At 60.9% G+C, this 18832-nt stretch carries 20 protein-coding genes; 8 read left to right on the top strand and 12 right to left on the bottom strand.

Annotation, left to right across the window (positions count from 1 at the left end):
* Positions 1 to 121 precede the first annotated feature (121 nt).
* A complete protein-coding gene (locus tag H6M51_RS01745) occupies positions 122 to 517 on the bottom strand; it encodes a PRC-barrel domain-containing protein (protein WP_185808162.1) in 396 nt (131 codons plus the stop codon).
* Positions 518 to 746: 229 nt separating this feature from the next.
* Here H6M51_RS01745 and H6M51_RS01740 point away from each other — a divergent pair, with 229 nt between their 5' ends.
* The 5 genes from H6M51_RS01740 (at position 747) to H6M51_RS01720 (ending at position 5622) form a co-directional block, all read left to right on the top strand.
* The gene (locus tag H6M51_RS01740; RefSeq protein ID WP_185808161.1) at positions 747 to 2453 is read left to right on the top strand and encodes a long-chain fatty acid--CoA ligase; all 1707 of its coding nucleotides are present in this window, start codon (positions 747 to 749) and stop codon (positions 2451 to 2453) included.
* 102 nt (positions 2454 to 2555) lie between these two features.
* Entirely contained in the window at positions 2556 to 4184 is a 1629-nt protein-coding gene (gene pgi, locus H6M51_RS01735) for a glucose-6-phosphate isomerase (protein WP_185808160.1), read from the top strand.
* Positions 4185 to 4343: 159 nt separating this feature from the next.
* The gene (locus tag H6M51_RS01730) at positions 4344 to 4898 is read left to right on the top strand and encodes a hypothetical protein (protein WP_185808159.1); all 555 of its coding nucleotides are present in this window, start codon (positions 4344 to 4346) and stop codon (positions 4896 to 4898) included.
* A 99-nt stretch (positions 4899 to 4997) separates the two neighbouring features.
* Positions 4998 to 5228, top strand: coding sequence for an AbrB/MazE/SpoVT family DNA-binding domain-containing protein (locus H6M51_RS01725; protein ID WP_185808158.1), 231 nt, complete (start codon positions 4998 to 5000; stop codon positions 5226 to 5228).
* Positions 5218 to 5622: a PIN domain-containing protein gene (locus H6M51_RS01720; RefSeq protein ID WP_185808157.1), complete on the top strand. Its 405-nt coding sequence runs from the start codon at positions 5218 to 5220 to the stop codon at positions 5620 to 5622. The genes H6M51_RS01725 and H6M51_RS01720 overlap by 11 nt, the downstream gene beginning before the upstream one ends.
* 44 nt (positions 5623 to 5666) lie before the next feature.
* Here the strand turns inward: H6M51_RS01720 and H6M51_RS01715 are convergent, their stop codons facing one another.
* Both H6M51_RS01715 and H6M51_RS01710 read right to left on the bottom strand, forming a co-directional pair.
* Entirely contained in the window at positions 5667 to 6593 is a 927-nt protein-coding gene (locus tag H6M51_RS01715) for a carbohydrate kinase (RefSeq protein WP_185808156.1), read from the bottom strand.
* Positions 6594 to 6674: 81 nt separating this feature from the next.
* Positions 6675 to 7364, bottom strand: coding sequence for an orotate phosphoribosyltransferase (locus tag H6M51_RS01710; RefSeq protein ID WP_185808155.1), 690 nt, complete (start codon positions 7362 to 7364; stop codon positions 6675 to 6677).
* 129 nt (positions 7365 to 7493) lie between these two features.
* Between H6M51_RS01710 and H6M51_RS01705 the strand changes: the two genes are divergently transcribed.
* Positions 7494 to 7649, top strand: coding sequence for a DUF3096 domain-containing protein (locus H6M51_RS01705; RefSeq protein ID WP_185808154.1), 156 nt, complete (start codon positions 7494 to 7496; stop codon positions 7647 to 7649).
* Between the two features lie 67 nt (positions 7650 to 7716).
* On the opposite strand, the gene pyrC is transcribed toward H6M51_RS01705, so the two are convergent.
* The 9 genes from pyrC to H6M51_RS01660 all read right to left on the bottom strand — a co-directional run bounded on the left by pyrC (position 7717) and on the right by H6M51_RS01660 (position 16942).
* The gene (gene pyrC, locus H6M51_RS01700; protein ID WP_185808153.1) at positions 7717 to 8754 is read right to left on the bottom strand and encodes a dihydroorotase; all 1038 of its coding nucleotides are present in this window, start codon (positions 8752 to 8754) and stop codon (positions 7717 to 7719) included.
* Between the two features lie 65 nt (positions 8755 to 8819).
* Positions 8820 to 9905 carry an HD domain-containing phosphohydrolase gene (locus tag H6M51_RS01695; RefSeq protein WP_185808152.1) on the bottom strand — a complete coding sequence of 362 codons (1086 nt, stop codon included), beginning with the start codon at positions 9903 to 9905 and terminating at the stop codon, positions 8820 to 8822.
* 17 nt (positions 9906 to 9922) lie between these two features.
* Complete coding sequence (locus H6M51_RS01690; protein ID WP_185808151.1) at positions 9923 to 12184, bottom strand: ATP-binding protein; 2262 nt, start codon at positions 12182 to 12184, stop codon at positions 9923 to 9925.
* Positions 12181 to 12675 (bottom strand): molybdopterin-dependent oxidoreductase, encoded by a 495-nt coding sequence (locus H6M51_RS01685; protein WP_185808150.1) that lies wholly within the window; start codon positions 12673 to 12675, stop codon positions 12181 to 12183. Before H6M51_RS01685 ends, H6M51_RS01690 begins: the two co-directional genes overlap by 4 nt.
* Positions 12676 to 12691: 16 nt before the next feature.
* Entirely contained in the window at positions 12692 to 13087 is a 396-nt protein-coding gene (locus H6M51_RS01680) for a response regulator (protein ID WP_185808149.1), read from the bottom strand.
* Between the two features lie 204 nt (positions 13088 to 13291).
* Entirely contained in the window at positions 13292 to 13915 is a 624-nt protein-coding gene (locus tag H6M51_RS01675; RefSeq protein ID WP_185808148.1) for a nucleoside triphosphate hydrolase, read from the bottom strand.
* Positions 13912 to 14694, bottom strand: a complete 783-nt coding sequence (locus tag H6M51_RS01670; protein ID WP_185808147.1) for an ATP-binding cassette domain-containing protein — start codon at positions 14692 to 14694, stop codon at positions 13912 to 13914. The genes H6M51_RS01675 and H6M51_RS01670 overlap by 4 nt, the downstream gene beginning before the upstream one ends.
* Entirely contained in the window at positions 14694 to 15776 is a 1083-nt protein-coding gene (locus H6M51_RS01665; protein WP_185808146.1) for an ABC transporter permease, read from the bottom strand. The genes H6M51_RS01670 and H6M51_RS01665 overlap by 1 nt, the downstream gene beginning before the upstream one ends.
* Before the next feature lie 140 nt (positions 15777 to 15916).
* Positions 15917 to 16942: a sugar ABC transporter substrate-binding protein gene (locus H6M51_RS01660; protein WP_185808145.1), complete on the bottom strand. Its 1026-nt coding sequence runs from the start codon at positions 16940 to 16942 to the stop codon at positions 15917 to 15919.
* A 231-nt stretch (positions 16943 to 17173) separates the two neighbouring features.
* On the opposite strand from H6M51_RS01660, the gene H6M51_RS01655 reads away from it, so the two are divergent.
* Positions 17174 to 18418, top strand: a complete 1245-nt coding sequence (locus tag H6M51_RS01655; RefSeq protein WP_185808144.1) for an ROK family transcriptional regulator — start codon at positions 17174 to 17176, stop codon at positions 18416 to 18418.
* Positions 18402 to 18830 carry an RbsD/FucU family protein gene (locus H6M51_RS01650; protein WP_185808143.1) on the top strand — a complete coding sequence of 143 codons (429 nt, stop codon included), beginning with the start codon at positions 18402 to 18404 and terminating at the stop codon, positions 18828 to 18830. The genes H6M51_RS01655 and H6M51_RS01650 overlap by 17 nt, the downstream gene beginning before the upstream one ends.
* The last annotated feature ends 2 nt before the right edge of the window (positions 18831 to 18832 follow it).

The raw sequence follows: 18832 nt of genomic DNA, 5'->3' as shown, positions 1-18832 counted from the left end.
TCCCAAAACCACTCTGCCGCGTGGTTTCTCCGGTCAGGCCCATCATGTCAACCGCAAGAAAAAGGCGCCACCCGGTTCGGGTGACGCCTTCTCATGATGGTCGACGAAGGTCGTCGAACGGTCAGATCCAGTAAGGCGGAACGCCATAGTAGTCATAGACCGAACGACCATTGTTACGGTACCACTCGTCGCTATCGTCGCGAGCGCGTGGCGCCCCCTCCACCTGTTCCTTGGTGAGGTCGATGCGATAGCCGTCGAGGCTTTCGTCATAGGTCAGCTTTTCCCACGGCAGCGGGTAATAGTCGTCGCCGATCCCCCAGAAGCCGCCGAAACCGAGAACGGCATAGGCGACACGGCCGCCCCTCTTTTCGAGGATGACCCTCTGGATGGAACCGATACGATCGCCATCGCGGCCGTAAACGGCTGTGCCCTCGACCTTGTCGCTGGCGATCAGGCTCGGGGTATCCTTGACATAGGGATCCTGTCCGGCGGCGGTATTGCGGTTTTCCTGCAACATGGAAAATCCTCCTTCCTGGTTGTCGATGAAAGAGGTAACGGGAAGCGCTCCCGCATGGTTCCCCACAATCCAGCGCTGAGACGCGTGATGGAATTGTTGACGTTTACGTCAAGGTTATATAGCGTTCTCGCACTTGCACTGCCGGTGCGAAAGCATAAGCTTCCGGGACCTGGGGAGGAACCGGTTCCGAAAGGGCGTGCACGGCAGACCATTGATTCGGGAGGATTACATGACGGAAACCTTGAGCCGCCTCAGCGGGCGCGCAGCAGAAAAGATCTGGGTCAATTCCTATCCGGCCTCGGTTCCGGCCGAAATCGCGCCGCACGCGCATCCCTCGCTCGGTGCGCTGTTTGAAGCGAGCTGCGCGAAATTCGCTGACCGGCTGGCTTTCTCCAGCATGGGTCGGGGCATGACGTTCCGCGAACTGGAGCAGCAGTCCCGCAAGGTCGGCGCCTGGCTGCAGTCCAAGGGTCTCGCCAAGGGTGACCGCGTCGCTGTCATGACGCCGAACATCCTGCAGAATCCGGTGACCGTCTACGGCATCCTGCGCGCAGGCATGACGGTCGTGAACGTCAACCCGCTCTACACACCGCGCGAACTTGAGCACCAGTTGAAGGACTCAGGCGCCAAGGCGATCGTGGTTCTGGAAAACTTCGCCCATACGGTGGAACAGGTCGTGGCCCGCACCGACGTCAAGCATGTCGTCGTCTGCACTATGGGCGACATGCTGGGCCTGAAGGGTCACATCGTCAATCTCGTGGTCCGCAAGGTGAAAAAGCTCGTCCCGGCCTGGTCGATCCCGGGTCATACCGGCTTCAAGGCCATGCTGGCCCAAGGCGAGAGGCAGTCGCTGAAGCCTGTCGACGTGGCGTCGAGCGATGTCGCCTTCCTGCAGTATACCGGCGGCACAACCGGCGTTTCCAAGGGCGCGACGCTGACGCATGCCAATCTGCTCGCCAACAAGCAGCAGATCGCGCTGTGGCTGGAAGCGGCGTTTGCCGGCCAGGCCCGTCCCGACGTGCTCAACTTCGTCTGCGCGCTGCCGCTCTACCATATCTTCGCGCTGACCGTGAATTCGTTGATGGGCATTGCTCTTGGCGCCCATAATCTGCTCATCGCCAATCCGCGCGATATCCCGGCCTTCATCAAGGAGCTGCAGAGCTTCAAGGCGCATGTGTTCCCGGGCCTCAACACGCTGTTCAACGCGATGATGAACAACCCGGAATTCAAGAAGATCGACTTCTCCTCGCTGATGCTGGTTCTGGGCGGCGGCATGGCGATCCAGCGGCCGGTAGCCGAGCGCTGGCTCGACATGACGGGCCGTCCGATCACCGAGGGCTACGGCCTGTCCGAGACCTCGCCGGTAGCGACCGTCAACAGGCTCGACGTGCGCGAATTCACCGGGATGATCGGCCTGCCGCTTCCCTCGACCGATATCGAGATTCGTGACGAGGACGGCAACACGCTGCCGATCGGCGAAGTAGGCGAAATCTGCATCCGTGGACCACAGGTCATGGCCGGCTACTGGCAGCGCCCGGAAGAAACGGCCAAGGTGATGAGCGAGGACGGCTTCTTCCGCTCCGGCGATATGGGCCTGATGGACGAACGCGGCTATGTGAAGATCGTCGACCGCAAGAAGGACATGATCCTGGTCTCCGGCTTCAACGTCTATCCGAACGAGATCGAGGAAGTGGCCGTGATGCATGCGGGCGTGCTGGAATGCGCGGCCGTCGGCGTACCGGACGAGCATTCGGGCGAAGCAGTCAAGCTCTTCGTGGTGAAGAAGGATCCGAACCTTACCATCGACGAGCTGAAGGCGCATTGCGCCGCGAACCTCACCAATTACAAGCGGCCGCGCTACATCGAATTCCGTACCGAACTGCCGAAGACCAATGTCGGCAAGATCCTGCGGCGCGAGTTGCGCGACGGAAAATAAATCGATTTAAATTTGGGGAGGCTTCGGCCTCCCCTTCGTCTTGATCCCGTCTCAAGTCGCTAATAAGGTCCCCGGCATCATCGTCGAACCAGGGACATTCCGATGCAATCCATCATCGACACACTGACGAGCACGGTCGCTGCCACGCATGCCGAGGACCTGCGCGCCGCCTTTGCCGCAGATCCGCAGCGCTTCAGCCGTTTCTCGGCTTCGCTCGACGACCTGTTGATGGATTACTCCAAATGCGCCGTGAATGACGAGGTGCTCGACCAACTCGAACAGCTGCTGGTGGCTGCCGGTGTCGCCGAAAAGCGCGATCAGATGTTTTCGGGCGCACCGATCAATTTCACCGAGGGCCGCGCCGTGCTGCATACCGCGCTGCGCAACCGCTCCAACCGCCCGGTCATCGTCGATGGCCGCGACGTCATGCCTGACGTCAATGGTGTGCTCGAGGCCATGGGTGCCTTTGCTGACGGCATCCGCTCCGGCGAGATGAAGGGTGCCACCGGCAAGGCGATCACCGATGTCGTCAATATCGGCATTGGCGGCTCGGATCTCGGCCCCGTCATGGCGACGCTGGCGCTCTCGCCCTTCCATGACGGACCGCGCCTGCATTTCGTCTCCAATATCGACGGCGCGCATATTGCTGACACGCTGAAAACGCTTGATGCCGAGACCACGCTCTTCATTGTCGCCTCGAAGACCTTCACGACGATCGAGACGATGACCAACGCCCAGACGGCGCGCGCGTTTATTGCCGATGCGCTCGGGGAAGCGGCTGTCGGCCATCATTTCTGCGCCGTTTCGACCGCGCTCGACAAGGTCGCCGCCTTCGGCATCGATCAATCCCGCGTCTTCGGTTTCTGGGACTGGGTCGGCGGTCGTTATTCCATCTGGTCGGCCATCGGCCTGCCGCTGATGATCGCGATCGGGCCAGACAATTTCGGCGACTTCCTTGCCGGCGGCCATGCGATGGACGAGCATTTCCGCAACGCCCCCTTCCGGCAGAACCTGCCGATGCTGCTCGGCGCGCTCGGCGTCTATCACCGCAATGTCCTCAACTATGCGACGCGGGCGATCCTGCCCTATGACCAGCGGCTGTCACGTTTCCCGGCCTATCTGCAGCAGCTCGACATGGAATCGAACGGCAAGAGCGTGACGATCGACGGCAAGCCGGTTCAGGGTGCCTCGGGCCCCGTCGTCTGGGGCGAGCCGGGCACCAATGGCCAGCATGCCTTCTACCAGCTCATCCACCAGGGCACGAGCGTCATCCCGGCCGAGTTCCTGATCGCCGCCAATGGCTTCGAGCCAGAACTGCGCCACCAGCACGAACTGCTGATCGCCAATTGCCTGGCGCAGTCGGAAGCGCTGATGAAGGGCCGCACGCTGGCCGAAGCCAAGAGCCAGCTGACCGCCAAGGGAGTGTCAGACGAGGAAGCGGATTTCCTCGCCCCGCACCGCGTCTTCTCCGGAAACCGCCCGTCGATCACCTTCGTCTACGAGCAGCTGACCCCCTATACGCTCGGGCGCCTGATCGCGCTTTACGAACACCGCGTCTTCGTCGAAGGCGTGATCTTCCGCATCAATTCCTTCGACCAGTGGGGCGTGGAGCTCGGCAAGGAACTGGCGACGGGGCTTTTGCCGGTCGTGCAGGGCAAGGTCGCGGCGACCGGGCATGACAGCTCGACGGCGGGATTGGTGTCGGCGCTGGCGGAGCGGAAGACGGGGTGAGTTGCGAGCAATAGCTCCATCTCATTCGGCATCTGGAAGTTTTAATGATTCGCTGTTAGGTTGCGAACCTAATCGTTTTTCGCGGCTACTGCATGAGGCTTTGGCGCTGTTACTCGGACCGTCCATGATCCGGAGGTATCGAGCTAGCTGGAGAACCCCATGACAAGTATCACCTCGACAAATTCTGCGGCTCTGCTGATCCTCCAACAAACTGCATCTGTCCAACCGAACCATCAGCCAGACGCTGGTTCCGGCGACCTGTTGGCGGTCGCAAATGGCATCAGCGAACAGGTCAGCAGCGCCCTTCAGCCGACGCAGGCACAGTCAAAAATTTCGGGCTCCCTCTTCAGCTTGAACCATCTCAGCATCAACAAGCTGAAGCTCGATCTGATCGACCGGACCGGCAAAGCCCTTGGCGTAGACCAGGCAAACTTTGCGTCGAGAGAAGACTTTGTTGATGCCATGCAGAAAGCGCTCGGCAAACTCAAGATGAAAGGCGGCGATAACGCTGTTCGGGGCCTGGAGAAGGAACTCGGTCTCGACAAGCTGGGCGTGTCAATCCAGGACGTGATCAACAGCGCCAAGGATCCCGAGGCGAACGACAAGCTGACCAAGGCCCTGGAAAAACAGGCCAAGAGCAATCTGAGGCTCGATGAAGTCGCATCGCAGCGCTTTCCGATCCAGCTAGACGAAGCTGGAACCTACAGTCTGTAAAGCTTCCAACCAATTCTCCGATTCAATCCCAGGGGGCCCCGCTTGATTTGAGGCTACGGTGATATACATTTGAAGGACCAGATATCATCGGAGCCCACCATGCAGATCGCGAAATGGGGCAATAGCCTTGCCGTCCGCCTTCCCACCAGCGTGGTCGAAGCCCTGAACTTGAAGGAAGGCGATCATGTCGAAATTCGCGCCGCAGACTGGCGCGAACTCGATGTGGCGCGCAAGCCGACACCGCAAGATCTGCTTGAACGCCTGCGAGCCTTCCGAGGACGGTTGCCGGTCGACTTCAAGTTCGACCGGGATGAGGCAAATGGGCGGTAGGTTCGTCGATACGAACGTGCTGCTTTACCTCGCCTCCGGCGATGACGAGAAAGCCGATAGGGTGGAGGCCGTACTCGGTCAAGGTGGCACGATCAGCGTTCAGGTCCTCAACGAAATCGCCAATGTCCTGCGTCGGAAAATGGGGATGTCATGGCCGGAGACGTATGTGTTTCTTGACATGACCCGCGCATTGCTGACGGTGGAACCCATCACACAGGCGACACACGAGACCGGACTGCGGATCGCCGAGCGCTATGGGCTCTCCATCTATGATGCGATGATTGTTGCCGCCGCACTTCTGGCCGGGTGCGATACATTGATGTCCGAAGACATGCAGGACGGCCTCGTCATCGATGACCGCCTGCGTATCGTCAATCCGTTCGGCAAAGCATGAGGCTGTTGGCAGGCAAGTCGATCTCCCCTGCCGCCTCCCTATCCTCAGAACCCGATCTCCGCCGCCGTCGGCGGATTGGCCCCTGCACGCGACACGGTCACGGCCGCAGCCTTCGCGCCCACCGTCAGCGCCTCGCGGACGGCGTCTTCCGAGAGCGTTGCGACCTTTTCCTTGGTCAGCAGACCCTGGCGTTTGAGCGATGCCAGAATGCCCGCATCGAACGTATCTCCAGCACCGACAGTGTCGACGACTTCGACCTTGTTCGAGGGCACCGAGACCTTGAAATTGGCGGTGTAGGCTGTCGCGCCTTCAGCACCCTTGGTCAGCACCACGAGCTTCGCGCCGCGCGTCAGCCAATAGCCGGCGCGTTCGTCCTGGCTGCCCTGGAGATCGAACCAGTCGAGGTCTTCGTCGGAGAATTTCAGGATGTCGGACATATCGGCCATGCGGGCGATGCGGGCCTGGTGGGCCGCCTTATCCTTGATGAAGCCGGGGCGGATGTTGGGGTCGAGCGAGATCACGCGGGTCTTGTGCTCGCGGGTCATCAGCGCCTCGTAGGTCGAGCCGCAGGGTTCCGGGATCAGGCTGATCGCACCGAAATGCAGGGCCTCGCAGCTGTCATCGAGCTTGGGCAGGTCGGCTTCGGTGATCATACGCCCTGCTGTGTTCTCGTCGTAGAAGGCATAGGAAGCCTGGCCGTTGGTCAGCTTGACCAGCGCGATCGTGCAGGGGCGCGAAAGCGTGGCGCAATAACTGTAGTCGACGCCCGAGGATTTCAGCGTGTCGCGCAGGATGTCCCCGAGCATGTCGTCGGAGAGGCCGGTAAAGAAGCCTGTCTCGATGCCAAGACGGCCAAGCGCAATGGCCGTGTTGAAGATCGCGCCGCCGGCATAGGGCGCAAAGGCGCGCTCGCCGAGCGTGGTTTCGCGTGGCAACATGTCGATCAGCGCTTCGCCGCAACACAGGATCATCGAGGCCTCCCAGGCATCATTTTCAATCGATTTAAACCAACTCGGGCCATTAAGCCAGAGGGCAGCGTGGGCATCTGCTCATCAAAGAGACGAAATCCCACCATTGCGACCCGACCAGGCAAGCGGGGCATCCAGGAAGGCTTCGACTTCCGACAGGGTCTTTTCATCGAAGAGCTTCTGATCGCGGGCCACAGCCAGAACATTCCGCCAGGTGGCGATGTAGTGGAGCTTCACCTTGCCATCTTCAAAACGCTGCTCGGCCTCTGGGAAGATGCCGTAGAAGAACAGCGCGATGCCATGGTCGACGACGCCGCCGGCAGCCCTGATGGCATCGATGAACTTGAACATGCTGCCGCCCGCCGTCGTCAGGTCCTCGATGACGAGAACGCGCGCCCCTTCCGGCATATGGCCTTCGATCTGGGCGTTGCGACCATGGCCCTTCGGGGCCTTGCGCACATAGATCATCGGCAGGCCGAGGCGATCGGCGAGCAGGGCTGCAAACGGGATACCCGCCGTCTCGCCGCCGGCGATGCAGTCGAACTGCTCGAAGCCGGCATTGCGCATCAGGGTCGCTGCGGCAAAATCCATGACGGCGGAGCGCACGCGCGGATAGGACAGAAGCTTGCGGCAGTCGATGTAGACGGGGCTCCTCATGCCCGAGGAGAGCTTGTAGGGCTCGGCTGCATTGAAATGCACCGCCTTGATCTCCCAGAGCATCTTCGCCACGAGTTCGGCCATCACGGCGGGATCGGTGAAGGGTGTCTGGATCATCGGGCGCTCCTGTCTGTCTGGTTTCTTCGGCAATAGCAGCAAGGAGGGCCAGCCGCCAGATGGCCAGAGAATGGAACAATCAGCCTCGACAGATCTTTACGGCTGGCCCATCCACGAAGGACCATTTCCATGGACAACATGCTCGTCATCCAACCGCTCGTCGCCCTTATCGCCGGCATCCTGATCCTGATCATGCCGCGCCTGCTCAATTATGTGGTCGCAATCTATCTGATCGTGATCGGTGTTCTCGGCCTCTGGCCACAGCTCGGCTCGCTCGGGACCTGATGCAGGCTGTTTCAGCCCTGCCCACCTTCAAAAAATGCCTCGCGTCATTCGCGAGGCATTTTTCGTTTCAGGCGACATCCCAGTGCAGCGGGAATTTGGGGTTGAAGACCGTGACCGGCCCAGCGCCGGTGAAGATCTTGGCCGGCAATTCGACCGGCTCCTCGCGCTTTACCAGCGTGATGGTCTCCTCGTTTGCCGGCAGGCCGTACCAGGCGGGCCCGTTCAGCGAGGCGAAGGCCTCGAGCTTGTCGAGCGCATTCTCCTGTTCGAAGACATGAGCAAGGCAGCTCATCGTGTTGATCGAGGTGTAGATGCCGGCGCAGCCGCAGGCGCATTCCTTCAGCGGATCGACATGCGGCGCACTGTCGGTGCCAAGGAAGAAGCGGTGATCGCCTGAAACGGCCGCTTTGCGCAGGGCCTGGCGGTGGTTCTCGCGTTTGGCGACAGGCAGGCAGTAGTAGTGTGGCTGGATGCCGCCGACGAGAATGTCGTTGCGGTTGATGATCAGGTGATGGGTGGTAATCGAGCCCGCCAGATTGCGCTCGGCGGAGCGGATGTACTGGATGCCGTCCTCGGTGGTCACATGCTCCATGGTCACCTTCAGCTCCGGGAGGCGACGGCGGAGCGGATCGAGAACCGTGTCGATGAAGACCTTCTCGCGGTCGAAGATATCGATCTCGGGCGTCGTCACCTCGCCATGCACGCAGAGCGGCAGGCCGACCTTGGCCATGCGCTCCAGCACCGGCATGGCCTTTTCCATGTCGCGTACGCCGCCATGCGAATTGGTCGTGGCACCCGCCGGATAGAGCTTCACCGCCGTGATCAGACCGGAGCGCTTGCCCTCCTCGACGTCATCCGGGTTTGTGTGCTCGGTGAGATAAAGCGTCATCAGCGGCTGGAAGCTGTCGCCAGCCGGCACTGCCTTGAGGATCCGCTCGCGATAGGCGCGCGCATCCTCGGTGGTCACCACCGGCGGCACGAGGTTCGGCATGATGATCGCGCGGGCGAAATGCCGGCTCGTATCGCCAATCACGCCCTCCAGCATGGCGCCATCGCGCAGATGCAGATGCCAGTCATCGGGGCGACGGATGGTGAGAGATGACATGGGCGGGCCTCCGGCTAAACGAGAACTCGCCGCCCTTAGCATGTCCGCCTACGGGGATCAAAGGATCAGGCGACCCGCTCGTTCATGGGCACCACTGCCTTCTCCGCCTCTTCCATCTGTTCGCGGCGGTCCTGCTCCATAATCGCCTGGATCCGCGGCAGCGCACGCTCGAAGGCCGCTACGCAATCCGGATCGAACTGGGTGCCGGCGCGACCGAGGATGTGCTCTACGGTGCGCTCGAAGCTCCAGGCCGGCTTGTAGGGACGCTCGGTGGTCAGGGCGTCGAAATTGTCGGCAATGCAGACGATGCGGCCGGAAATCGGGATCGCGGTGCCAATAAGACGGTTCGGATAACCCTGGCCGTCCCAGCGCTCGTGGTGGCTCGCCGCAATCTCCGAGGCGAGTTGCAGCAGCGAGGAATGGGACCGGCCGAGGATGTCGCTGCCGATCTGGGCGTGCGCCTGCATCTGGCGATACTCGGCTTCCGTCAGGCGACCCTGCTTCAGGAGAACCGTATCGGGCATGGCGACCTTGCCGATATCATGCATCGGGGCTGCGAGCCGGATGTCATGGCAGACCTGGCTCGGCAGACCGAGTTCGAGTGCAATCGCTTCCGAATAGGCGGCGACACGAAGCGTGTGGCGCGCCGTTTCCGGATCCTTGTAGCCGGCGGCGAGAGTCAGGCGGTGAATGATCTCCTGCTCGCGTTCGCGCAGTTCGCCGACAGCGCGCTCGACCTCGCGGCGCAGCCATTCGGCCTGATCGGCGAGCTGACGGCGGGCGCGGGCGAGGCTGACGATGTTCTGCACGCGCGCCTGGAACTCGACGGGGTTCACAGGCTTGGTCAGGAAGTCGATGGCACCGGCATTGAGCGCTGCCATGCGGGTGGTCATGTCCTTGTCGGCGGTAACAAAGATGACGGGCACATCGGCATATTTTTCGAAGCGCACGATTTCGGTGTAGAGCTCGACACCGTTATAGACCGGCATCTGATAGTCGATGATCGCAATGTCGAAATCGAGCTCCGGCAGGGCCGAGAGCACGGCGTCCGGGCTCGCATAGGGCAGAGCCTCGCAGGTGTCGAGCTTGCCGACGAGCTTCGTCAGGAGCTTCAAATTGGTGCTGTTGTCGTCCACCAACAAAATACGCATGAACGCCTCCGTGCTTTCTAAGCAACCAGTTTAAATTTGAGCGCGAGGATCTCCTCGCCGAGCATTTCGATTTCCGCAGGCGCAGGTGTGTGGTTGCGCATGGCATTGGCTTTCACGGCCAGATCATTCAGACCGACATTGAAGGCTGCTCCCTTGATCGTGTGCAGGACTCGATCGATCGTTTCGGGATCATTGACCTGAAGCGCTTCGTTCAACTCGTCGAGCAGGCTCGTGGCATCGTCGAAGAAGGATTCGACCAGTTCCTGGAAGACATCTTCACCGAGCGCCTCGACCAGTTCGGCATGCCGAGCCTCGTCCAGACCCTCAATGCCAAGCGCCGGCATCGACTGCAGGGGCATCTCCGCAAGGTCCACTTCGGGCAATTCAAGCTTCTGGGGGGCAGTCGTCGTCGCGGCAGGCGGTGCGGAGCCCCGCGCTGCAGGCGTGGCATGGGCAATCATCATTTTCAGTCTTTCTAGCGTCACAGGCTTGGATTCAAAGCCCCTCATCCCGGCTTCGATGCAGCGACGACGATCATCGTCGGAGGCATTGGCGGTCATCGCAATGATTGGAACGGCAGCAGAGGGACCGCCTTCGGCAATGATCCGCTTTGTCGCTTCGATGCCATCCATGACCGGCATCTGCATGTCCATGAGGATGAGATCGAAAGCCTGTTCTCGGGTGATGGAGACCGCCTCTGCACCATCATTGGCGATCTCGACATCCTGGCCCAATCGCGCAAGGAAACGCGTGGCGACGATCTGGTTCACCTTGTTGTCTTCAACCAGCAGGATCCGGAAACGGGGCAGCGTTTCCTCGGATACAGCCTTCGTCGCGAGACCTGTGGCCTCCTCGCGGGTGACCGGCACGACAGCCAGTTCGAACCAGAATATGGAGCCGACGCCCACGGTGCTGCTCATGCCAAGCTCGCCACCGAGTTTCTCGACGATCTGCTTGCAGATGGTGAGGCCCAATCCCGTACCGCCGTAACGGCGGCTGATGGATGCGTCGACCTGAGAGAAGGGCTTGAACAGCTTATCGAGACCGGCTTCATCGATGCCGATACCGGTGTCTTCCACCTCGAAACGGATCATCAGCTTGCCTTCGCGATAGAAGTCGCGCAGACGGAGTGTGACCGTTCCCTGATGGGTGAACTTCACGGCATTCGACAGGAGATTGAGCAGGACCTGGCGCAGACGCGTGGGATCCGTCTTGACATAGAGCGCCTGCAGTGAATCGGGCAGGTCGAGGATCACGGTGTTTCCATGATCGTCGGCGCGGCCCCTGAGGATGCTGACGGTGCTTTCAGCGAGCGCGCAGACGTCGAAGGCGCGTTCCTCAAGTTCCAGCTTGCCGTGTTCGATCTTGGAGAAATCGAGGATTTCGTTGATGATTTCAAGCAGCGCCTCGCCGGACGTGCGGATCGTCTTGACGCTGGACAACGCATCGTCCGGCAGTTCGGACAGTTCCAGAAGTTCCGACATCCCGAGGATGGCGTTGAGCGGGGTGCGGATTTCGTGGCCCATCGTGGCCATGAACTGCGACTTCGCGCGGTTGCCGGCGTCTGCTGCCTCATAGGCCTCGCTGAGCTGGGTGGCCATGACCTGAAGTTCGTGGCTCGATCGGCGCACGGATCGCAGCTGGCGATTGAGGGTGATGACGAGGAACACGACCGAAACCATCAACAGCGAGAGCATCACTGTCGAGCTGCGTTCCAGGTTGAGGATCGTCGCGCGACTCTCGGCGCGCTCGTAACTGACACGCGTATTCGTGTAGAGCAGAAAGTCCTCTGCAAAGCGTCCCATGGCCGCAAGAGTGCCCTGGAGCTCGGCCAGCTGCTTCGCGCTTGGCACGCTGCCGGCCGCGTAGGCATCAAAGAGCGGCTGCATGTGCTGCACGCCATCGGTCACCGAAGCGATATAGCCACGGATTTTCTCGTCGCCGGAGAAGTAGGTGCCAAACTTGCTCTGATCGAGAATGGAGACGCGGGAATAAAGGATATCGTAGCGGAGAGAAAGCTCGTCGAGGAGCTGAGGATTGTTATCGTCGTGCTGAACTGTCGCCAGGCTGTGGCTGAGTTGCCGAACCTCGCGGTCGAGCTGGTAGACGGACCACAGCGAGTTTTCGCGTACCCCGTCTTCCATGATGCGATATTGCCGAGCGATGTCGACGAAGAGAACGAGCAGGACGATCAGGAGAACCGCAGACACGGTTTGCAAGACGAAGGCAACCGTGCCTCCGCCTGCAAATTTCCGTGCTGTGGCGCCTGTGAGTGTCACTTGATGACCTCGATTTCCTTGATCTGCCAGACGGAGCGCGAGAAGTACTTCTCGTTGTAGAGGCCTGCATCAAGATCGAAGGGGTAGACGAGCATGAGCGGGCCCTTGTCGCGGATCGACATAGGCTTGCCATCAAGCTTTGTCGCCAGGATCGTATCGAGCTTGGCATCCTCGGCCGGCACGTCGGCAGCATAGTCGTTGAGGGCGCGGACTTTCAGACTGGTTCCGGTCGCTCCCACCGCCGCGAGGACCTCACGCAGCAAGGGCCCTTCAAAGGTCACTTTGCCGGTTGTCCAGGGTGTTTCCATCTCGCCCTTGCGACCCTGCAGTTTTTCCAGCATGGCCATGTCGAACTGCGCGGTGTCACCCGCATTGGTGTTGGAAATCTCGCCTTTCACGGTCAGGACTACCGGTCCCGTCGGGGCATCGAGCGCGAAGGCAGCGGTTGCAGAGAGAACGCTTGCGAGAAGCGTGGCGAAAATACTCTTCATGTTCGTGATCCCCTGGTTAGGCCGAGCGCAGTTCCGGCTGGACGGCGGCAAGGCCGACATGGTCCGAAAGCAGCTTGCGGAACGCCATCGCTTCAACTGGTTTATGCAGGAAGTCCGTAACGCCGGCTGCCTGCGCTTCTTCGCGCAAACGCGGCTCGTCGTCTGCGGTCACCATCACCACCGGCACATCGCGGTAGCGATCCATGAGACGCACGGCCTGCACGAATTGCAGACCAGACATGCCTGGCAGCAAGTGATCGACGATGAGCATGTCGAAATTCTCTACATGGCACATCTTGAGTGCCGTGCTGCCGTCGCCCGCGACCTTGATCTCTTCGCTCGTCACCTTCTTGGCGAGGTGTTTGATGATCATCGCGTTGGTCGGATTGTCTTCGACAATCAGTATAGTCATTTCATCACCCCCATGAACACGCCCCAACCCGGGCTCCGCAGGGACTATCGCCCCCGCGGGAACTGCGTTAACCTTTCATGGAGGGGTTGTATCAGGGGGAGGCTGAAATTCGCTGAACCAAACCGATACAATTTTACCGATGGCCCATTTAATTAGAACTTAAGAATTTTCAAACGCTCAACATGACCCTGTAAATCTAAAGCTCTAGAAGACGTCGATGCTGAAATCGGCGGTGCGGCTGCGCTCGAGGACAAGCCTTCCGTTGGGCAAGTCATTGCCATGAACCTTCGTATGGATCTGTGCCGGGGTGAGACCATAATGGGTCCAGCGTGCCACAAGTCGCCGCTCCAGCTCGGCGATCGAAGGTGCGACCATCACGGTCAGATCAAACACGTCTGCGAGACTTGCCCAACGGCCTTGCTGAAGCAGAAGGTAATTGCCCTCGGCGATAACGATGCGATCTTCAGGACTGATGCAGCGGGCAGCCGCAATCGCGAGTTCGCGGTCCCGATCGAAAACGGGCGCAAAAACCTCCCCACCAGCCTTCACGGCCCTCAGCAGATCGCCGAGGCCGCGAACATCGAATGTGTGCGGGGCACCCTTGCGTGGCAAATCACCGCGTTGCTCCAGGATCGCGTTGTCGAGATGGAAACCATCCATGGGCAGAACCGCACTGCGGTGTCCCCTGTCGGACAGGATCTCGTGCAGCCGGTCCGCGAGTGTCGACTTGCCCGCACCAGGCGGCCCGGCAACGCCCACGAGCAGACGGGCGCCATCCTGTGCCCGTCGCTCGATTTCGACGATCAAGTCGTCCAGAGCCGACGTCATGCAGCCCGCTCGACCTCGGGGGCCGGTCGAGCACCGGTCATGAAGGCGACGGCGTCCGACATGGTGTAGTCCTTGGGGTTGATGACACAGAGACGCTTGCCGAGGCGATGGACGTGGATACGGTCGGCCACCTCAAAGACATGCGGCATGTTGTGCGAAATCAGGACAATCGGCAGTCCACGCGAACGGACGTCGAGGATCAATTCAAGCACCTTGCGGCTCTCCTTGACCCCGAGAGCGGCCGTTGGCTCGTCGAGAATGATGACCTTCGATCCGAAGGCTGCCGCACGGGCGACCGCTACACCCTGCCGCTGGCCACCTGACAGCGTTTCAACGGCCTGGTTGATATTCTGGATCGTCATCAGACCGAGTTCGGATAGCTTGTCACGGGCAATCTTTTCCATCGCCGGACGATCCAGCTTACGGAAAACGCTGCCCATCACTCCCGGTTTGCGCAGTTCGCGACCCAGGAACATGTTGTCGGCGATCGAAAGCGCCGGCGACAGGGCGAGGTTCTGATAGACCGTCTCGATCCCGGCTTTGCGCGCCTCGATCGGGGAACGGAAGTGAACCGGCTTCCCTTCCAACCGGATCTCGCCTTCATCCGGCGTGACGGCTCCGGAAATCGCCTTGATCAGCGAAGATTTGCCGGCACCGTTGTCGCCGATGACGGCGAGGATTTCGCCTGGGTAAAGATCGAAGTCCGCATGATCGAGAGCCGTGACGCGACCATAACGCTTGACCAGTCCGCGTGCGGTGAGGATAGGGTTCTGGGTCATCAGCCTGCTACCTTTCTAATCCACTGGTCGATTGCCACGGCGGCGATGATGAGAACGCCGATCAAGAGATAGGTCCATTGCGGATCGGTGCCGATCAGGCGCAGACCAAGCTGGAAGACGCCGACGATCAGCGCTCCGAACAGCATGCCGAGAACCGAACCACGTCCGCCGAAGAGCGAGATGCCGCCGATCACCACAGCCGTGATGGATTCGATATTGGCGAACTGACCTGCGGTCGGGGAGACTGAGCCGATGCGGCCGATCAGAGCCCAGCCCGCCAGCGCGCAGATGAGGCCGGACAGCGTATAGACGGAGATCAGCATGCGCTTGACGTTGACACCGGCGAGTTCTGCCGCATCGGGGTCGTCACCTACCGCATAGACATGGCGTCCCCAGGCGGTGTGGTTGAGAACGTACCAGAGCACGGCCACCAGAAGCACCATGGCGATGACACCATAGGTAAACACGGCGCCACCCATGCGGACATTCTCGCCGAAGAACTGCAGGATCGGCGCACTCGCCTCTATGTCCTGAGCACGGATCGTCTCGTTTGCGGAGAAGAGGAAGTTGGTTGCAAGCACGATCTGCCACATGCCGAGCGTCACGATGAAAGGCGGCAGCTTCATGCGCGCGACAAGCACGCCGTTGATGAAGCCGCAAAGCGCGCCGACGCCGAAACCGCAGAGAATGGCCAGTTCCGGAGGCAGGCCGTAGCGGAAGGCGAACTGGCCCATGACTACCGAGGACAGCACCATGATGGCGCCGACCGAGAGATCAATACCCGCCGTCAGGATGACCAGTGTCTGGGCCGCACCGACGATGCCGACGATCGCAACCTGCTGCAGGATCAGAGTCAGCGTGAAGGCGGAGAAGAATTTGCCGCCGAGAATCAGGCCAAAGACGGCGATGGACAGCACGAGCACGATCAGCGCTACGGCTGCGGGGCTCGAATGCAGGAAATGCTGGAAGCGCTCGAGGGGGCTTTTCTCATGACGGTCGAACGAGGCGACCTCGGTCGAACTCGACGCCAGGACCTTTTCGAATTCCTGTGGTGCCCGCGTTTCGGGATTGGCCGGCTGCATGGGTCATCCTCCCTGCCGTTGGTCTCAATTCTTTTACATGAAGGATACGCCCGGCCTGCCGCCGCGCAAGGCCGGGCGTTGCGCCTATCGGCGGGAGCCCGAGCTCCCGCCTCTTTTTCAGTCAGGCGCAGGAGGCTGGATCAGCCCCAGCACTTCTCGGTGCCGGCCTTGGTGTCGATCGACTCCACGCCTGCTGCCGGCTTGTCGGTGACGAGAGCCACGCCGGTGTCGAAGAAGTTCTTGCCTTCGGTGGCAGCCGGCTTTTCACCGGTGTCTGCGAACTTCTTGATGGCCTCGATGCCGAGAGCCGCCATCAGCAGCGGATACTGCTGCGAGGTTGCACCGATGACACCTTCAGCGACGTTCTTCACGCCCGGGCAGCCGCCGTCAACCGACACGATGAGCACGTCCTTTTCCTTGCCGACAGCCTTCAGGGCCTCGTAGGCACCGGCGGCTGCGGGCTCGTTGATGGTGTGGACGACGTTGATCGAGGGATCCTTCTGGAGAAGGTTTTCCATCGCGGTGCGGCCGCCTTCTTCGTTGCCATTGGTGATGTCGTGGCCAACGATACGCGGATCGGTCTCGTCGCCGATCTTGCTGATGTCGGCAACGTCGATGCCGAATCCCTTCATGAAGCCCTGGTTACGCAGGACGTCGACCGAAGGCTGCGAGGGGGTGAGGTTCAGGAAGGCGATCTTTGCATCCTTGGCAGCGTCGCCGAGGGTGGCGGCAGCCCACTTGCCGATCAGTTCGCCAGCGAGAAGGTTGTCGGTCGCGAAGGTCTGGTCGGCAGCGTCGATCGGCTCCAGAGGCGTGTCGAGTGCGATAACGAGCAGGCCAGCATCGCGCGCCTTCTGCACAGCCGGAACGATACCCTTGGTATCGGATGCCGTCAGCAGGATGCCCTTGGCGCCATCGGCGATGCAGGTTTCGATCGCAGCGACCTGGCTTTCGGAGTCGCCGTCGATCTTGCCGGCGTAGGACTTCAGCGTCACGCCGAGTTCAGCAGCCTTGGCCGTCGCGCCTTCCTTCATCTTGACGAAGAAGGGGTTGGTGTCGGTCTTGGTGATGAGGCAGGCGGAAACGTCGGCTGCCTGCACCGGTGCGGCGAAGACAACGCCGAGAGCCAGGGTCGACAGGGCAGCAGTGATCAGAGACTTTTTCAATTTGGTATCCTCCCGAATGGTATCGGCCAGCTCCTCCGGCCGCAACGTGTCGGCACGGGCCGCCCCCTGGCGATCCGATCGGCTGCCAGACGGCACCCACTCCTCCACGAGCCCATTTAGAACATCAGAACATTTGGACTGTCAATAAATAAATCCAGTTGAATTATTAAATCGGTGTGACATTCTGCAAGCGCTTTCGTAAAAGGAAGCGGTCGGGAGGAGCGGCCTTCAGTGTCACAGGATGATTTTGCACGACTGGTGGATCCGGCGCCCAGGGTGGGTGCCGGCGGTGGCTCGAACCAGGTACGCGTGCGTGCCTACAATGAGCGCCTGGTGCTTTCGCTCGTGCGCCAGAATCCAGGTTGCTCAAAGGCGGATATCGCTCGTCTGACGGGGCTCTCCGCGCAGACCGTTTCGGTCATCATGCGGTCGCTGGAAAGCGACGAACTGCTGATGCGCGGCGAACCGATCCGCGGCCGCGTCGGCCAGCCTTCGGTTCCCATGTTCATCAATCCGGAGGCGGTGTTTTCCTTTGGTGTGAAGATCGGCCGCCGAAGTGCAGATCTCGTGCTGATGGATTTTGCTGGCACCATCCGCGAGCAGCGGCACCGGACCTATCGCTACCCCCACCCCGACCATCTGCTGCCCTTTATCTGCGACGGCATTGCCGAGATGGAAGCAGATATGGACGCGCCGATGCGGGGCCGGATCGCCGGCATCGGGATTGCCGCGCCCTTCGAACTGTGGAACTGGGCCGAAGAAGTCGGCGCGCCCGAGGGTGCCATGGAGATCTGGCGGAAAGTCGATCTGCAGGCCGAAGTGCAGTCGCGCATGAGCCATCCCGTCTATCTGCGCAACGACGCTACAAGCGCCTGTGGCGCAGAGCTCGTCTTCGGCGCCGGGCAGCGCTACCCGGATTTCGTCTATTTCTATATCGGTTCCTTCATCGGCGGCGGCATCGTCGTCAATTCCTCACTGTTCGTCGGCCGCACGGGCACCGCCGGGGCGATCGGCCCCCTTCCCGTACGCGACAAGCACGGCCAGACCCGGCAGTTGCTCGACATCGCCTCCATCTTCGTTCTCGAAAACCTGCTCAGGGAGCGCGGCATCGATCCGCAGCCTCTCTGGTATGCGGCCGAAGAATGGATCGACTTCGGCGAGCCCCTGGAAATCTGGCTGCAGGATACGGCGGCAGCTCTGGCCCAGGCCGTCATTGCTGCAGCCTCGATCATCGACTTTGCCGCTGCCATCATCGACGGCGGCTTCCCAGCCTGGGTCCGGCACAGGCTGGTCAAGGCCACCATCGAAGCCATGAACCGCCTCGACCTGCAGGGTGTCGTCATTCCCGACATCGTTGAAGGCGAGGTGGGCGACCAGGCCCGCGCCATTGGCGGGGCGAGCCTGCCGATCTTCGACCGTTACCTCATCGACCAAACTGTCTTGTTCAAGGATACCGCACATGCTGAAGGGCATTGATCCCCTCCTGAGCCCAGAACTTCTCTCCACACTGCGCGCCATGGGCCATGGCGACGAGATTGCCATCGTTGATGGCAATTACCCGGCGCTGGAACATGCCCGGCGGCTGGTGCGCCTTGACGGACACGCGCTGGTCCCGGTGCTGAACGCGGTTCTCAGCGTCATGCCGATCGACGATTTCGTGCCGGAGGCAATCTTCCGCTCGGTGGTGGGCGGCAAGCCGGATCAAGTCGATCCCGTGCATCAGGAGATCATCGACTGCTGCGCAAAGCACGAGCCGAAGGTGCCCGTGACGAAGCTGATCGGCCCGGATTTCTACAACCGGGTCAAGGCTGCTCATACCGTCATCCAGACTGGCGAGCCACGCCTCTATGCCAATGTTATTCTGCGCAAGGGCGTCATCTATCCCTAGAG

This window comes from Rhizobium sp. AQ_MP, assembly GCF_014237835.1.
Lineage (GTDB): Bacteria > Pseudomonadota > Alphaproteobacteria > Rhizobiales > Rhizobiaceae > Allorhizobium.
Note: the sequence above shows the minus strand (reverse complement) of the source record. Positions and strands in the feature narration are given on the sequence as shown.